Raw genomic sequence first — 15,556 nt, 5'->3', positions numbered from 1 at the left:
GGGGTAATTCAAAAACAATTTATGGGGGAAATGACATGAAAAAGTTCAACCGGGCAGCTTCATTAGTTCTCATGCTTGTATTGGCAATCGTTGTATCCGCATGCGGGAATAACAACAATGAAAACCAAGCGAGCAGCGCGCCTGCCGGCAGCGCACCTGCCAGCAGCGCGGCTAGCAGCGAAGCTCCAGCCGACAAACCGGTCAAAATAACGTTCATGAACACCAAAGGAGCCGACGTTCAAAAGCTGATCGAGGCTGCCGCCGGAGAGTTCAAGAAAGCGAATCCCAATATTACGGTCGAGGTGATCTCTACCGGCGACGGCCAATCTCCCGTCGAGATGGCTTCTACCCTTTACGCTTCCGGAACGGCGCCGGCACTGATCATGCTGGATGCCGGCGATATCGCCAAATTCAAAGATAAAGCGGCGGATCTCTCGGGCGAGAAATGGGTAGCCGATATGGCCCAGCCCAACCAAATCGACGGCAAGACGCTCGCCTTCCCGTTCGCAGTCGAAGGTTACGGCTTTATCTATAACAAAGCCGTTCTCGACAAAGCCGTTGGCGGTACTTTCGACCCGGCTACGGTCAATTCCACTTCCGCTCTGGAAGAACTTTTCATGAAAGTCGAAGCTTCCGGCGTAGCTCCATTATCCATCGGAAGCATGGACTGGTCCTTAGGCAACCACTTCCTAGCCATTGCATATGCGACGCAGCCGGATGGCGACGTGAACAAATATTTGGACAGCTTGAAAGCAGGAAGCGAGAAAGTGGCGGACAACGCAGCTTTTAATGGTCTAATGGATACTTTCGAAGTCATGAAAAAGTACAACAAAGCGAAAAACGACCCGCTTGCCGTAACGTATGAACAAAGCGCCGCGGTTGTAGCGAAAGGCGAAGCCGCAATCACGTTTAACGGTAACTGGATGTTCCCCGAGCTGCAAAAATCGAATGCAACGGGCGAATTCGGGTTCCTCCCGGTTCCGGTAAGCAACAATGCCGGCGACAAAGCGAATTCCGCGATCGCGATCGGCGCTACCAAACAAATCATCGTCGACCAAACGCAAAACTCGGAAGATCAGCAAGCGGCAGCCAAGAAATTCCTCGAATGGATCGTTTACGACCAGGCGGGACAAGATTTCTTGGTGAACAAAGCAAGCATCATTCCCGCTTTCAAGAACATTCAGCTTGAGCCGAAGGATTCGCTTGCTAAAGCAATCAAGGCATACAACAACGCGGGCAAATCCATTCCTTTTGCAGGCAACTATGTACCGGGCGATCACTGGAAAATATTGGGCGCTTCCATGCAGAAGTACCTGGTCAATAAAACCGATCGCGCAGGTCTGGCTGCCGACATTCAGGATTACTGGAAAAACGTAAAGTAAACGGTTTGCCGCGGGATAGAAGCTGTCCGAAAGAGCACTTGTCGATGGATAAGCCCTTGCGCTTCTCCATCGACTTTCCTTTTCAATAGCGTCACAACAGGGATAGAGTGGAGGAGAGACCTTTGATTTCAGAAAAAAACCTGGGAAAACGTCTCGGCAATCAAGTGCTTTTCACGGGGCCGACGATCCTCATCTTTTGCGCCGTGGTTCTCGTTCCGTTCATATACGGGATTTATATGACCTTTTTTCAATGGGACGGCATTTCTTCCAGCATGCCTTTCGTCGGGACGGACAACTACGCCGCGGTATTTCATGACGCGGAGTTTTGGAAAGCGATTTGGCTGACGATCCAATACGTGTTCTTCATGGTGCTGTTGGTTAATGGGGTCGCCTTCTTCTTGGCGTATATGGTTACGGCCGGGACCAGGGGTCAGAATTTTTTCAGGACGGCCTTCTTTACCCCGAATTTGATTGGCGGCTTGGTTCTCGGTTTCATCTGGCAGTTCGTATTCAACAACGTGGCTATCAACTTCGGCGAGAAGTACGGATTGGCGCTCTTTCAAACCACATGGCTGGGGGACGAACATAAGGCCTTTTGGGCGCTCGTGATCGTGTCGGTTTGGCAATATGCCGGCTATATGATGGTCATTTTCGTCGCGGGTTTGATGAACGTGCCGAAAGATATTTTGGAGGCGGCTACCATTGACGGCGCTGGCAGCTGGCTGCGTTTAAGGCGGATGATCCTGCCTTTAATGGTTCCTTCGTTCATCGTTACGATTTTCCTGACGCTGCAAAGAGGATTTATGGTTTACGACGTCAACTTCGCGTTGACGAAAGGCGGTCCGTTCGGCAGCACGGTCATGGCCTCGATGCACGTATTCAACAAAGCCTTCCGAAGCTACGATTACGGGGTGGGACAGGCCGAGGCTTTCGTGCTCTTCTTCGTGGTCGCGGGGGCAACGATCCTTCAAGTTTACTTCAGCAAAAAATTGGAGGTCGAGGCATAATGCACGCCCGTGCTCATCTTCAAAAAACTCTGACGTATGCCGTGCTTGTCATCTCTTTATGTTTTTTCTTTTTTCCTTTTATCCTGCTTTTGTTTAATGCGTTTAAAACCAATGCTCAAATCATCGATTCGCCTGTTGCTTTTCCGACTTCCTTTCACTTCGGAAATTTCAAAACGGCGATTCATGACATGCATTACTTCAGAAGTCTCTGGAATACATCCTTTATCACATCGGCCAGCGTCGCGTTGATTTTGTTGTTCTCCGCCATGACGGCTTATTATTTTGTTCGGAATCGCACCAAGACGAACAACTCTATCTTCTTCTTCATGGTGTCATCCATGGTCATTCCCTTCCAATCGATTATGATCCCCATGGTTTCGATCTATGGGCGTCAACTGGGTTGGATTCAAGCTCAACCGCAGCTCACCTTGATCTTTATGTACATCGGCTTCGGCGCATCGTTGGCCGTTTTCATTTATCACGGTTTTATCAAGAGCGTTCCCCTCGAGCTCGAGGAAGCGGCGCTCATCGACGGCTGCAACAGCCGGCAGACGTTTTTCAAAATCGTTCTGCCCATTTTGAAGCCGACCTCCGTGACGATCTTCATTTTGGACGTCCTATGGATTTGGAACGACTTTTTGCTGCCCGTCTTGATTCTACAGAACGCAGGCAAAGACAAGCTGACGCTGCCGCTCGCCATCCAAGTGTTTAACGGCACATATGCGACCAATTACGAGATGTTTTTGCCTGCGGTATTACTAATCGTTCTTCCTATCTTGATCGTATATCTATTTGCGCAGCGCTTTATCATTCAAGGAGTTACGCAAGGTTCAATTAAGTAGAGGTATGAAATTATCAAATCATATGCAAAGGTTGATGCTTTATCCGACTTACGACTTCTGATGCCGATCGATTCATTCGCGAGAACAAACACAAGCTTCGTCCGGATTATCGCCTGAATTATCACCTGATGAGCGAATTTGGCTGGATGAACGATCCGAACGGCTTTGTTCAATATAAAGGACTTTATCATTTGTTCTATCAGCATCATCCGTACGAGCCGGTCTGGGGACCGATGCACTGGGGGCACGCGGTCAGCCGTGACCTGGTGAAGTGGGAATACCTGCCGGTCGCCTTGGCTCCGGACACGGAATTCGACCGGGACGGCTGTTTCTCCGGAAGCGCGATCGCGAAGGACGGCAAGCTGGCGCTGATGTATACCGGCCACGTGGTGACCGGGCCGGACAAGGACCGCGATTACAAGCAATCGCAGGGGATTGCCTTCTCCGAAGACGGGGTCGTCTTTGAGAAATGGGAAGGCAATCCGGTCATCGGCTATGACCGAATGCCGGAGGGAGTAAGCCGGAAGGATTTCCGCGACCCCAAAGTATTCGTTCGCGAAGGGCAATACTACGCCGTGCTCGGCTCCAACGACGCGAAGGGCAACGGCCTTGTGCTGCTGTACCGCTCCGATGATTTGAAGAGTTGGACGTTCGTCAACGTGCTCTTGGAAAGCGACGGCCGGTTCGGCGATAATTGGGAATGTCCGGACTTGTTCCCGTTGGGGGACAAAGACGTGTTTATGCTCTCGCCGCAGCGAATGCCGGCTCAGGGAGAAGAATACCGCAACCTGCATTCGACGATGGCGGTTACGGGAAAGTTCGATCTGCCGTCGGGCCGGTTTCGCCCCGAACGCTATGCCCAGGTGGATCACGGCTTCGATTTCTACGCGCCCCAATCGGCATTAGACGAGAAAGGCCGGCGCATCGTCATCGGTTGGATGGACATGTGGGAGTCGGATATGCCGACGCAGCGAGACGGACACGGTTGGGCGGGAGCGATGAGCCTGCCCCGCGAAGCGTTGCTGAAGGACGGCCGGATCGTCTACCGGCCGGTAGAGGAAATCGAAAGTTATCGCGGCAATCCTTGCCGTTTGTCCGAATTCGAGCTTGATGGAGAACGGGGAATCGACGCCTTCGGAGACAGTTACGAGCTGCACGCCGTGTTCGAGGCGGGACGGGCTTCGGCGTTCGGCTTGAAGCTGAGAACCGGGGAAGGAGCCGGCGGACCGGAAGAAACCGTTCTTTCTTATCGAACGTCGGACGGACTCCTTCGCTTGAACCGGGACCGTTCCGGCATCGGTCCCGGGGGCGAGCGAAGGGCGGCGATCCCGTTGTCCGACGGGCATCTGGCTTTGCGAATTTTCGTCGACAAGTCCTCCGTGGAAGTGTTCGCGGGCGATGGGGAAGTCGTCATGACGGCGCGGATCTACCCAGGAGAAGCCTCGCAAGGAATCAAGCTGTTCTCGGAAGGCCCATGCCGCGTCGTCTCGTTTCGGAAATGGGATATCCGTTAACGGGACGAACGCGCGGGCATTCCGCTCACATCTCCCTAGGGGCGGCGATGCCGAGCAAGCCGAGCCCGCTCTTCAGCACATTCGCGGCGGCGGCCGCCAAAGCGAGCTTCGACGCGACTTCCGCCGGGTCCGCGCCTTCGGCCAGGATTTTGCCGGCGTTGTAGAAGCGGTTGAACGATTTGGCGACCGCGAGCAAGTATTTCGCCACGACGAACGGCTCGTTGTCTCGAACCGCCTCCGCCAATACCGCCTCGAAGCGGGATAGCGTTTTAACGCACTCCCACGCCGGTTCCGCGGCTAGATAGCTGCCGTCGATCGGATATTTCGCGCGCAAAGCCGAATAATCGCCTTTCCCGAGCAAGCTGCATATTCTCGCATGGGTGTACTGCAAGTAAGGCCCCGTTTCCCCTTCGAAGCTGACGGCATCCTCGAGGTTGAAGTCGACGGATAGCTGCCGGTTGTGCTTCAAGTCTCCGAAGATGACGGCGCCGACGCCGACCGCTTCGGAGACTTTCTTTTTGTTCGGCAACGAGGGACTTTTCTCTTCAATAATAGCGAGCGCGCGTTCGACGGCTTCGTCGAGCACGTCCTCGAGAAACACGACCTTGCCTCTGCGCGTCGACATCTTCTTGCCGTTGACCGTCATGAGGCCGAACGGCACGTGCCGGCACGAAGCCGCCCAAGAATGCCCCAGCTTGCCGAGCACGGCGAACACTTGCTGGAAGTGCAAGCTTTGTTCCGCGCCGACGACGTACAACATTTCATCGGCTCCGAGCTCCCGTTTCCGATAGATCGCCGTGGCGAGATCCCGAACCGGGTAGATCGTCGAACCGTCCTTCTTCAAGATGAGGCATGGCGGCAGTCCGAGCTCCTCCAAGCGGACGACCTTGGCGCCGTCGCTTTCCTCCAGCAATCCCGAAGCTTCCAGTTCCCGAACGACGGCGTCGATCCGGTCATTATAGAAGCTTTCTCCCGTGTAATGGTCGAACGATACGCTGAGCCGGTCGTACACCCGATGGAATTCCTTCATGCTCTCGTCCACGAAGAACCGCCACAGCTCGTGCGTTTCCTCGTCGCCGCGCTCGAGAAGCGCGAAAGCCTCGCGCGCTTCATCTTGCAACGCCGGCTCGCGTTCGCTCTCTTCGTGGAACCGAACGTATAACCGCAAGCTTTCGGCGATCGGCTCGTTCCGTAAAGCGTCCGTGTCGCCCCATCTCCGGTACGCGACGATCAGCTTGCCGAACTGCGTGCCCCAGTCGCCCAGATGGTTGACTTTGACAACCTCGTGTCCCGTCGCCGCGTACAGGTTCGCCAGCGCGTTGCCGATCATCGTCGAGCGCAGATGGCCGATGCCGAGCGGCTTGGCGATGTTGGGGGAAGACATGTCGATAACGACGCGTTTCCCTTCGCCAAGGCGCGACCGTCCGTAGTCCTCGGCCAGGGCGGCGCCGACGATGTCGCTTTTCCAGTGCGCTCCGCCGAACGTCAAGTTCAGATAGCCGCCCAGCGCCGCGGCCCGCACTTCGCCATCTCGGCCGACTATGCCGTTGATCGCGTCCGCGAACTGCTCCGCGAGCTTCTGCGGCGATTGCCGAAGAAGCTTCGAGAACGTAAAGCAAGGCAACGAGACGTCGCCCATTTCCCTCTGCGGGGGGACTTCCAGCATGCCGGTAAGCTTTGCTTCCGTCATGTCCGCTTCCGCGGGCAACGACGGAGCGATGATGGACGCGGCGATTGTCGTCAACATGTTTCCCAACCTCCCTAATCGAATAAAGTCAGTGAAATGCAAAAATCCCCCGTCTCGTTAAGAGACGGAGGATGAATCCGCGGTACCACTCTTATGGCGTTCCGCCCGCGCGGAACCCACTCGTATGCCCGTTAACGGCGTGCCGCCGGGTTTCCCTACTTCGTCGTTTGTTCGGGAAACCGACTCCCGAGTGCGGTTCGCCGAGTTCTCGCGCCGGCTTCCACTGTCCCGGCTCGCTGCGTTCGAGAATGGCTCGGTTACTCTCTCGTTCATCGTCGATCATTTATTTTACTCATTATAGCCGCGCCGTCCATCCTTATTCAAGCCCCGATTTCGTATTTGAATTGATCGGGCGATGTGTATATAGTAGTAACAAGAGTAACGAGGCGCAAGGAGAGGGAAAGATGCCGGACAAACGGAGCGTAACCGTCGGGTTCCGCAGCCGGCAGCAGGACGGCGAGACGGACCTTGCCGGATTGCCTGGCGAGCTGTTCCGCCTGGCCGCGGGTTGGGCGCTGACGTACAAGGAACCGCCCGACGAAAGCGGGGCGGAGACGAACAACACGTTGTTCGTCCGCGACGGGGAGCTCAGGCTCAGGCGCAGGGGAACGGTCGACTACGAGCAGGTTTTCCGCCTGGGGGAAGAAGCCGTGCCGGGTGAAATGACGACGCCTTACGGCGCTCACGACGTACGGGCGCGTACGTCCATGCTGGCATCCGAATTGTCGGAGGCCGGCGGTTACGTGGAATGGGAATACGAATTGCTCATGCATGATCAGTCGGCCGGAAGCTTCCGTATCCGTCTCGACATTAAGGTTGGCTGAGTTCAGCGTGAATGTTGCTTAGAAACAACGTAGTTGGAATATTTAACTGTAAAATGTGCATGAAAAAAGATACGCGGTAAGGCCTTTGCATGAATTATATGCAAAAGTGCACTTCATTTTGCGGATTTCAACTGATGCAGGATGAATCTGGTGAAATTAATGTATGTATTACATCTATTTTACCAGATATCTGATTTTTAGCCGAAATAACTGCATGTTTTACAGTTCATTTGTCTGTCATTAAGCCACAACAGAGTGGAACACAGCCTTAAGGTTTGATATTCGGGAGGAACGAAAGCCATGAACGCATTGGAACAATTGCAAACATCGGTGAAGGAGGCGCTAGCGGACGCGGCGCTCGCGGCGGGGCTCGCGTCATCGAGGGACGAGCTGCCGGCGATCGTCCTGGAAGTGCCGAAGGACAAAACGCACGGAGATTTGGCGACGAACCTGGCGATGCAGCTGACGAAGCTCGCGAAGAAGAACCCGCGCCAGATCGCGGAAGCGATCATCGGCAACCTGGAAGCCGGACGGGCTTCGATCCTTTCCGCCGAAATCGCGGGACCGGGATTCATTAACTTCCGGTTGGACAAGAGCTACCTGTATCCGGTCATCGGCGAAGCGATCGGCCGGGGCGGCGAGTACGGCAACGTCGACGCCGGCCAAGGAAAGAGGGTACAGATCGAGTTCGTGAGCGCGAACCCGACGGGAAGCCTTCACTTGGGCCACGCCCGCGGCGCGGCCGTAGGCGACGCGCTGTGCAACGTGCTGGCCGCCGCCGGTTACGACGTCACGAGAGAATACTATATCAACGACGCGGGCAACCAGGTCAATAACCTCGCCCGGTCGATCGAATCCCGCTACCGTCAGGTGCTCGGGCAAGACGCCGAGATGCCGGAAGACGGCTACTTCGGCGAAGACATCGTCGGATTCGCGAAGGAACTGGCGGACGAGCAGGGGGACAAGCTTCTTTCCCTAGGCGAGGAAGAACGTTTCGTTTACTTCCGGTCTTACGGACTGGAGAAGGAACTCGCGAAAATCAAACGCGACCTGGAACGGTTCGGCGTCCGCTTCGACGAATGGTATAGCGAAACTTCGCTGTACGAGAACGACAAAGTGACCGAAGCGCTCGCCGCGTTAAGGGCGCAAGGCCACGTCTACGAACAGGACGGAGCCGTATGGCTCGCTTCCATGACGTTCGGCGACGACAAAGACCGCGTGCTCGTCAAGAACGACGGCAGCTACACGTACCTGACGCCGGACGCGGCTTACCATATGGATAAGTACAAACGCGGTTACGACCAGATGATCAACATCTGGGGCGCGGACCACCACGGCTACATTCCGCGCATGAAAGCGGCGATGGCGGCGCTGGGCAACGATCCGGACAAGCTGACGGTGCTGATCGCCCAGATGGTCAGCCTGTTCCAAGACGGCGAGAAAGTGAAGATGTCCAAGCGAACCGGCAAAGCGGTAACGATGGAAGATCTCATGGACGAAGTGGGCGTCGACGCGATTCGCTACTTCTTCTCGATGCGGAGCATGGATTCGCACTTGGACTTCGACATGGATCTCGCGGTGTCGAAATCGAACGAAAATCCGGTATTTTACGTGCAGTACGCCCATGCGCGCATTTGCAGCATTTTCCGCCAGGCGGAGGAGCAAGGCATCGCGGTCAAGCCGTGGAAGGACGTCGACCTCTCCAAGCTGAACGCGGAGCAAGAATACGATCTCATTCGCAAAATCGGCGAACTGCCCGAGACGATCGCGGAAGCCGCGCGCATCTACGCGCCTCACTCGATCATCCGATACGTGTACGAGCTCGCCTCGCAGTTCCATAGCTACTACAAAGCGGAACGCGTCATTACCGAGGACGCGGAGCAAAGCCAAGCCCGCCTGCAGCTGCTCGCCGCCGTGCGGGTCACGATCGCCCGCGCGCTCGCGCTCGTCGGCGTCTCCGCTCCCGACAAGATGTAAGCCGCAGCGCCGTTGCGCCGGCCGACGGCTACAATTGTTCGGCCGCTTTCAACAATCGCACCACGTTCAGCTCTCCGGCCGTCCGGAGAGCTTTGCCGTTTTTCAGGGGCGTGGCGGACGATTGGATAAGCGCCTTGATCTGGTCCGGTTTCAATTCCGGCTTCATGGCCAGCAGTAGGGCGATGGCGCCCGTCACGTGAGAGGTGGCCATCGAGGTGCCGCTCATTTCGCGATGCTTGCCCTTGAGCCATGCGGAGACGATGCGGTCTCCCGGCGCATAGACGTCGACGAGGCCGCTTCTGTTCGTGAAGGAGGCGATCCGGTTTTTCTGGTTCGTCGCGCCGACCGCGATCGTCTGTCCGTAACGGGCGGGATAATCGATATCCCCGATGCGGCCGTCGTTGCCGGAAGAGGCAACGATGAGAGTGCCTGCGCGGTAGGCGGTGCTGACGGCGTTCAACAGCGACTTGCTTCTCGTTTTCATGCCGAAGCTCATGTTGACGACGTCGATCTGATTGCGCACGCACCATTCGATGCCGAGAATGATGTCCGATACGTACGCGCTTCCGTTATGGTCGAACGCCTTGATCGGGTAAATCGTAGAACGTGGCGCGACGCCGATCATGCCCTGCAACTCGTTGGCCGCGGCGATCGTTCCCGCGATATGGGTACCGTGACCGTTATCGTCCTGGGGCAGCGTCATCCGCTGGAGGAGATTGATGCCCCTCTCCAGCGAGTGGTGCAAGTCGGGATGCTCGAAGTCGACGCCGGTGTCGATAACGCCGACTTTGACCCTGTAGCCGGTCGTTCGGCTCCAAGCCAGCGGGGCTTGAATGTGTTTGACGCCCCAGGGGATGCCTTTGTCGGTGACGATCGCGCCCTTGGGCAAGGCCGAGACTCTGACGCGGCAATCTTCTTCCCAGTAAGCTCTGCCCGCCAACGAGGGGGGCAACTCTCGCGATCCGGCCCAGCAACTGATGGCCCGGATCAGGCTGAGCTTGCGGACGCCTCTTGGAAATCCGCTTTCCGCGCCGGACGGATTCGTTCGCAGCGCGTTCAAGAAGCGGACGTAATCATCGGGGTCCCAGAATCGCAGGATGCTCCTGCGCCCGCGTTTGCCGGCGGGGCGGGAAGAGGTGCGGAGCCACTCCGCGATATCGCTAGCGTCCATCTCGGCTTCCCTCCCGGACGAATGTGCGGCATGGGCGACTTAGGGGAAAGAGAAGTGCCGTCGTGCCGTGTTCTCTACTGTATGAACGAGCCGCGGTAAAAGCTTGGGAAAGCGGCCTTTTTTGACTGGAAATAGGCGCCGTTCCGTGTCATTTCCCATTCGCCGACATACGATAAATGGAGAGTTTCCCCGGCGAGACTCTCGGTCATGCCGGTTCCTCCGCCCGCGGAGCGGCCGGGAAGGGATACAGTCGAAAAGCGAAGGTGACGTCCCGATCGGACGCGCCTTCGCTTTTTCGCGGACTCGAAACGGTCGGGACCGTTTTGCTTGGGCGACTTGCAATTTTATACGAAATACGGTTTACTAAAGGTTGATAATCTACGTGAAGGTTAGTCATTCGTTATCCGAATGACCTCCGCAAAGCTTCTTCTGCGTCCGGTGGACGCCGAAGGCGTGTTTGCTTGCCGGTTCACATACAGAGAGGATGGAAGACACGTGAGCGCCGATTACGTGCTGAAAATCGACTCCGAGAAAATTCGCGAGATGCCGATGGTCGATCTGGCCTACGAATTACTGAAGAGTGCGAACACCCCGTTTTACTACAGGGATCTGATGATGGAGATCGCCAAGATGCGCGGCTTGTCCGAAAGCCAAGTAACCGACGTCATCGCCCAGCTCTACACGGAGATCAACATCGACGGACGTTTCGCCTGCGTCGGCGGCAACGTCTGGGGCTTGAAGCGTTGGTACCCTGTCGAGCGTTCCGACGATCCGATGAACGCTGGCGGCAAGCGTCCGCGTATCATCAATGACGAGGACGACGAGGACGACGATCTGTACGGCGAAGAAGAGGACGTCGCTTCCGCGGACGACGAGACTTACGATCTGTTCGACGAAGATCGCGAAGAAGTGTTCGAGGAAGGCGAAGAGGCGGCGGAAGCCGACGAAGAAACCCTCATCGACGAAGAGGAAGACACCGAACTCGAAGAAGACTTGGCCGAGGAAAAAGGCGAAGACGACGATTTCGAAGAAGACGAGGATGACGAGTCGGCCGAAGAGGAAGACGACGACGATAATTGATCCCGGCTATTCGGCGGCTGCAGAAAGCCGTTTGCAACTTCACAATAACGCCTTCGGCTTAGTCAAAAAGCCGGAGGCGTTTTTGCTTGACACCGACATTTCGACACGTTAAACTTATGCTTGGGCTTTAGAAGTGAGCTTTTCCATAGCACGAATTAGAAAAGTGCCCCCATTTATTGGGTGTCGCTTTTTTTCTTTTTTTCACCAAGTTTCAGTCAATTCAAGGCGCAAAATGGGTAACGATAATGAGGATGCCGATAGGGCATGCGGCGGGAGGTTTCGTTCAGAGTGACCAAATACATTTTCGTAACGGGCGGTGTCGTATCATCGCTGGGCAAAGGCATTACAGCGGCGTCTTTGGGGCGTTTGCTCAAAAACCGAGGTCTCAAAGTAACGATTCAGAAGTTCGATCCATACATTAACGTCGATCCGGGAACGATGAGCCCGTATCAACACGGCGAAGTGTTCGTGACCGACGACGGCGCGGAAACGGATCTCGATCTCGGTCATTACGAGCGCTTCATCGACATTAATCTTTCGAAGAACAGCAACGTGACGACGGGTAAAATTTACTCGACCGTCATTAGCAAGGAGCGTCGGGGAGAATACCTCGGCGGCACCGTTCAAGTGATCCCCCACATCACGAACGAGATCAAGGATCGTGTCTTCCGAGCGGGCAAGGAAGCGGGCTCGGACGTCGTCATCACCGAGATCGGGGGCACGGTCGGCGACATCGAAAGCTTGCCGTTCTTGGAGGCGATTCGCCAAATCAAGAGCGACATCGGCCGCGAGAATGTCATGTACGTCCACGTTACGCTCATTCCTTACATTAAAGCGGCCGGCGAAGTGAAGACGAAGCCGACCCAACATAGCGTCAAAGAATTGCGCAGCATCGGCATCCAGCCTAACGTGATCGTCTGCCGCACGGAATATCCGCTCGCGGAAGACATGAAGCGCAAGATCGCGCTGTTCTGCGACATCGACGCCAACGCGGTCGTCGAATGCCGCGACGCCTCGACGCTGTACGAAGTGCCGCTGAACTTGCGCGCGGAAGGCTTGGACGAATACGTCGTTAAGCATTTGAACCTGCAAGTCGGACCTCCGGACATGAAAGAATGGGAAGCTCTCGTCAGCCGCGTCAAGTCGCTCAAGAAAACGACGGAAATCGCGATCGTCGGCAAATACGTCGCTCTCCACGACGCTTACCTCAGCATCGTCGAATCGCTAGCCCACGCGGGCATCGACGCGGATTCCGAAGTCGAAATCCGTTGGGTTAACGCGGAAGAAGTAACGCCGGACAACGTGAACGAGCTGCTCGGCGGCGTGCACGGCATCCTCGTGCCGGGCGGCTTCGGAGATCGCGGCATCGAGGGCAAGATCACCGCGATCCGCTACGCGCGCGAGTCGGGTACGCCGTTCTTCGGCATCTGCCTCGGCATGCAAGTCGCGGTCATCGAATACGCTCGCGGCATGGCGGGACTCGACGGCGCGAACAGCTCCGAGATCCACCCGGCGACGCCGTTCCCGGTCATCGATCTTCTGCCCGAGCAGAAGGACATCGAAGACCTCGGCGGCACGATGCGTCTCGGCCTGTATCCATGCAAGCTCGTGCCGGGAAGCTTGGCGGCCCAATGTTACGGAGACGAGCTCGTCTACGAGCGCCATCGTCACCGGTACGAGTTCAACAACGAATACCGCGAGCGCATCGAATCGGCGGGTCTGCGCATTTCCGGCACGTCGCCGGACGGCCGTCTCGTCGAGATGATCGAGCTTCCCGACCACCCTTGGTTCCTGGCCGTTCAGTTCCATCCGGAATTCACGTCCCGCCCGAACCGTCCGCAGCCGCTGTTCCGCGAGTTCGTCAAAGCGGCCCTGAGCCGTTCGGAACAATAAGACCTACAAGCCGTTCCGGCCTTTATCGGCCGGAACGTTTTTTTGTCGTTGATGCGGAGGTCAATTCCGCGCGGACGGGCGAATGGATATTTCAGTCACTCTTCATAAATTTAACAGCTGGAGAAGGATTTCGCGGTTCGGTCACGAATTAGGCTACATTGGTGAATATGGGGGATGAGCTCTTGGAGAAGAAGAAATTGTTAATCGTAGACGATCAAGTAGGCATCCGCATTTTGCTTTTGGAAGTATTCGCGACCGAAGGGTACGATACGTTTCAGGCCGCCAACGGGAGAGCGGCGTTGGACATCGTGCGCAACCACCGTCCCGATCTGGTACTGCTCGACATGAAGATCCCCGGCATGGACGGCTTGGAAATCCTGAAACAAATCAAGGAATACGACCGCGACATCAAGGTGATCATGATGACCGCCTATGGAGAACTCGACATGATCAAGGAAGCGACCGACCTCGGCGCGCTCATGCATTTCACGAAGCCGTTCGACATCGACGAGATGAGACTGGTCGTGAACATGCAACTGAGCGAAGGCTCGGCGTCGCGTTTCGCGACGGGGTCGTAACCGGGATCCCGATAACATCGGGAAGCACGGACGAAGCGGGGGAAATGGCCCGGTTTACTTCGTCAAGTCATTTTGTGTTATAATAGCAAATGATCCTGCGGCGATCGCCTACGAAGCCGCGGCGAATCATTCGATTCTTATCGTTATTCATGACGTTATGAAGTCCAAACGATCGAAATTATCATTGCGGGAAAACGTCTATTAGGCGTTTTCCCGTTCCTTCATGTGTCGGTGATTCCTCATCGACAACTACACGAGGAGGAATACCGCATTCATGGAAAAACTGATGGTACGGGGAGGGCGGCCGCTCAGGGGAACGGTCGGCATCAGCGGCGCTAAGAACAGCGCGGTTGCTCTTATACCCGCAGCGATATTGGCAGAGACGGAAGTCAGATTGGACAACCTGCCTCAACTGAGCGACGTGGCCGTGTACGCGGAATTGCTGGAAGAACTGGGCGGCAAGGTAAGCTGGGAGAACGATACGATGACGATAGAGCCGTCCGCGATGAGGTCGGTGCCGATGCCCAACGGAAGAGTCAAGCTGCTCCGGGCTTCCTATTATTTAATGGGAGCGTTGCTGGGCAGATTCGGCGAAGCGACGATCGGCTTGCCGGGCGGATGCAACTTCGAGCCTCGTCCGATCGACCAGCATATCAAAGGCTTCGAAGCCTTGGGAGCGGAAGTGACCAACGAACACGGCTCCATTCGGATCCGCGCGAAAGAATTAAGGGGCGCCAAAATTTATTTGGACGTCGTAAGCGTCGGAGCGACGATTAACATTATGTTAGCCGCCTCCAGGGCGAAGGGATTGACCTTGATCGAGAACGCGGCGAAAGAGCCCGAGATCATCGACGTAGCCACGCTGCTCAACGCGATGGGAGCGAAGATCAAAGGAGCCGGCACCGAGACGATCCGCATCGAAGGCGTATCGGAGATGCACGGTTGCAGGCATTCGATCATTCCCGACCGCATTCAAGCCGGAACATACATGATTGCCGCCGCGGCAACCCGCGGCGACGTCCTTATCGATAATATCATTCCTAAGCATTTGGAAGCTTTGACGGCTAAGCTTCAAGAGATGGGCGTACACGTGTACGAGATGGACGAGGCGATCCGCGTCGTCGGCCAGCCGTTGTATGAAGCCGTGGACGTGAGGGCTCTCGTCTATCCGGGCTTCGCGACGGATCTGCAATCTCCGATGACGAGCTTGCTGACGCAGGCGCAAGGCGTGAGCGTTCTATCGGATTACGTGTACAGCAACCGGTTCAAGCACGTACCGGAGCTCGCCCGCATGGGCGCGCAAATCCGGGTTGAAGGCCGTTCCGCCATCATCGAGGGCGGACGGCTTAACGCGGCCAAAGTCCGCGCGGCGGATCTGCGCGCGGGGGCATCCCTCGTCGTCGCCGCGTTGACCGTGGAAGACGGAACGACCGAGATCGGCGGCGTGGAGTACATCGACAGGGGCTACGAGCGCTTGGTCTCCCAGTTGAGCAACCTGGGCGCGGAAGTGTGGCGCAACGGGTAACGGCTAGCAAGCGCAA

Annotated in this window: 12 protein-coding genes and 1 other annotated feature; of the genes, 10 read left to right on the top strand and 2 right to left on the bottom strand. The window is 56.3% G+C overall.

Going from position 1 to position 15,556, the window contains the following annotated elements; translation table 11 throughout:
- Positions 1-35 precede the first annotated feature (35 nt).
- The 4 genes from ACFPPD_RS01440 to ACFPPD_RS01425 all read left to right on the top strand — a co-directional run bounded on the left by ACFPPD_RS01440 (position 36) and on the right by ACFPPD_RS01425 (position 4,745).
- On the top strand, positions 36-1,382 hold the full coding sequence (locus ACFPPD_RS01440; RefSeq protein WP_209747359.1) for an ABC transporter substrate-binding protein: 1,347 nt from the start codon (positions 36-38) through the stop codon (positions 1,380-1,382).
- A 122-nt stretch (positions 1,383-1,504) separates the two neighbouring features.
- A complete protein-coding gene (locus ACFPPD_RS01435) occupies positions 1,505-2,389 on the top strand; it encodes a carbohydrate ABC transporter permease (RefSeq protein ID WP_209747361.1) in 885 nt (294 codons plus the stop codon).
- Between the two features lie 188 nt (positions 2,390-2,577).
- Positions 2,578-3,231, top strand: a complete 654-nt coding sequence (locus ACFPPD_RS01430; protein ID WP_378081089.1) for a carbohydrate ABC transporter permease — start codon at positions 2,578-2,580, stop codon at positions 3,229-3,231.
- Between the two features lie 41 nt (positions 3,232-3,272).
- A complete protein-coding gene (locus ACFPPD_RS01425) occupies positions 3,273-4,745 on the top strand; it encodes a glycoside hydrolase family 32 protein (protein WP_209747424.1) in 1,473 nt (490 codons plus the stop codon).
- Positions 4,746-4,770: 25 nt separating this feature from the next.
- Here ACFPPD_RS01425 and argS (ACFPPD_RS01420) read toward each other — a convergent pair whose 3' ends face one another.
- On the bottom strand, positions 4,771-6,492 hold the full coding sequence (gene argS, locus ACFPPD_RS01420; protein WP_209747365.1) for an arginine--tRNA ligase: 1,722 nt from the start codon (positions 6,490-6,492) through the stop codon (positions 4,771-4,773).
- Between the two features lie 57 nt (positions 6,493-6,549).
- Positions 6,550-6,774 (bottom strand) — a binding site (T-box leader).
- Between the two features lie 122 nt (positions 6,775-6,896).
- Here argS (ACFPPD_RS01420) and ACFPPD_RS01415 point away from each other — a divergent pair.
- Both ACFPPD_RS01415 and argS (ACFPPD_RS01410) read left to right on the top strand, forming a co-directional pair.
- The gene (locus ACFPPD_RS01415) at positions 6,897-7,316 is read left to right on the top strand and encodes a YwiB family protein (protein ID WP_209747367.1); all 420 of its coding nucleotides are present in this window, start codon (positions 6,897-6,899) and stop codon (positions 7,314-7,316) included.
- Positions 7,317-7,616: 300 nt separating this feature from the next.
- A complete protein-coding gene (argS, locus tag ACFPPD_RS01410) occupies positions 7,617-9,293 on the top strand; it encodes an arginine--tRNA ligase (RefSeq protein ID WP_209747369.1) in 1,677 nt (558 codons plus the stop codon).
- A gap of 28 nt (positions 9,294-9,321) precedes the next feature.
- Here argS (ACFPPD_RS01410) and ACFPPD_RS01405 read toward each other — a convergent pair whose 3' ends face one another.
- The gene (locus ACFPPD_RS01405) at positions 9,322-10,464 is read right to left on the bottom strand and encodes a S8 family peptidase (RefSeq protein ID WP_209747371.1); all 1,143 of its coding nucleotides are present in this window, start codon (positions 10,462-10,464) and stop codon (positions 9,322-9,324) included.
- Between the two features lie 495 nt (positions 10,465-10,959).
- Between ACFPPD_RS01405 and rpoE the strand changes: the two genes are divergently transcribed.
- The 4 genes from rpoE (at position 10,960) to ACFPPD_RS01385 (ending at position 15,540) form a co-directional block, all read left to right on the top strand.
- On the top strand, positions 10,960-11,544 hold the full coding sequence (gene rpoE, locus ACFPPD_RS01400; protein ID WP_209747373.1) for a DNA-directed RNA polymerase subunit delta: 585 nt from the start codon (positions 10,960-10,962) through the stop codon (positions 11,542-11,544).
- A gap of 288 nt (positions 11,545-11,832) precedes the next feature.
- Positions 11,833-13,437, top strand: coding sequence for a CTP synthase (locus ACFPPD_RS01395; RefSeq protein WP_209747375.1), 1,605 nt, complete (start codon positions 11,833-11,835; stop codon positions 13,435-13,437).
- Between the two features lie 182 nt (positions 13,438-13,619).
- On the top strand, positions 13,620-14,015 hold the full coding sequence (locus ACFPPD_RS01390; protein ID WP_378081087.1) for a response regulator: 396 nt from the start codon (positions 13,620-13,622) through the stop codon (positions 14,013-14,015).
- A 274-nt stretch (positions 14,016-14,289) separates the two neighbouring features.
- Positions 14,290-15,540 carry a UDP-N-acetylglucosamine 1-carboxyvinyltransferase gene (locus ACFPPD_RS01385; protein ID WP_209747377.1) on the top strand — a complete coding sequence of 417 codons (1,251 nt, stop codon included), beginning with the start codon at positions 14,290-14,292 and terminating at the stop codon, positions 15,538-15,540.
- Positions 15,541-15,556: the final 16 nt, after the last annotated feature.

Origin of the sequence: Cohnella suwonensis (assembly GCF_042655365.1) — a bacterium.
Taxonomy (GTDB): Bacteria; Bacillota; Bacilli; order Paenibacillales; family Paenibacillaceae; genus Cohnella; species Cohnella suwonensis.
This window is presented reverse-complemented; position numbering and strand designations above follow the sequence as displayed.

Excerpts from the sequence above, each read along its gene's own strand:
- argS (WP_209747369.1), top strand. The coding sequence starts at position 7,617 with ATGAACGCATTGGAACAATTGCAAACATCGGTGAAGGAGGCGCTAGCG.
- ACFPPD_RS01430 (WP_378081089.1), top strand. The coding sequence starts at position 2,578 with ATGCATTACTTCAGAAGTCTCTGGAATACATCCTTTATCACATCGGCC.
- ACFPPD_RS01385 (WP_209747377.1), top strand. The coding sequence starts at position 14,290 with ATGGAAAAACTGATGGTACGGGGAGGGCGGCCGCTCAGGGGAACGGTC.
- ACFPPD_RS01405 (WP_209747371.1), bottom strand. The coding sequence starts at position 10,464 with ATGGACGCTAGCGATATCGCGGAGTGGCTCCGCACCTCTTCCCGCCCC.
- ACFPPD_RS01415 (WP_209747367.1), top strand. The coding sequence starts at position 6,897 with ATGCCGGACAAACGGAGCGTAACCGTCGGGTTCCGCAGCCGGCAGCAG.
- ACFPPD_RS01440 (WP_209747359.1), top strand. The coding sequence starts at position 36 with ATGAAAAAGTTCAACCGGGCAGCTTCATTAGTTCTCATGCTTGTATTG.
- argS (WP_209747365.1), bottom strand. The coding sequence starts at position 6,492 with ATGTTGACGACAATCGCCGCGTCCATCATCGCTCCGTCGTTGCCCGCG.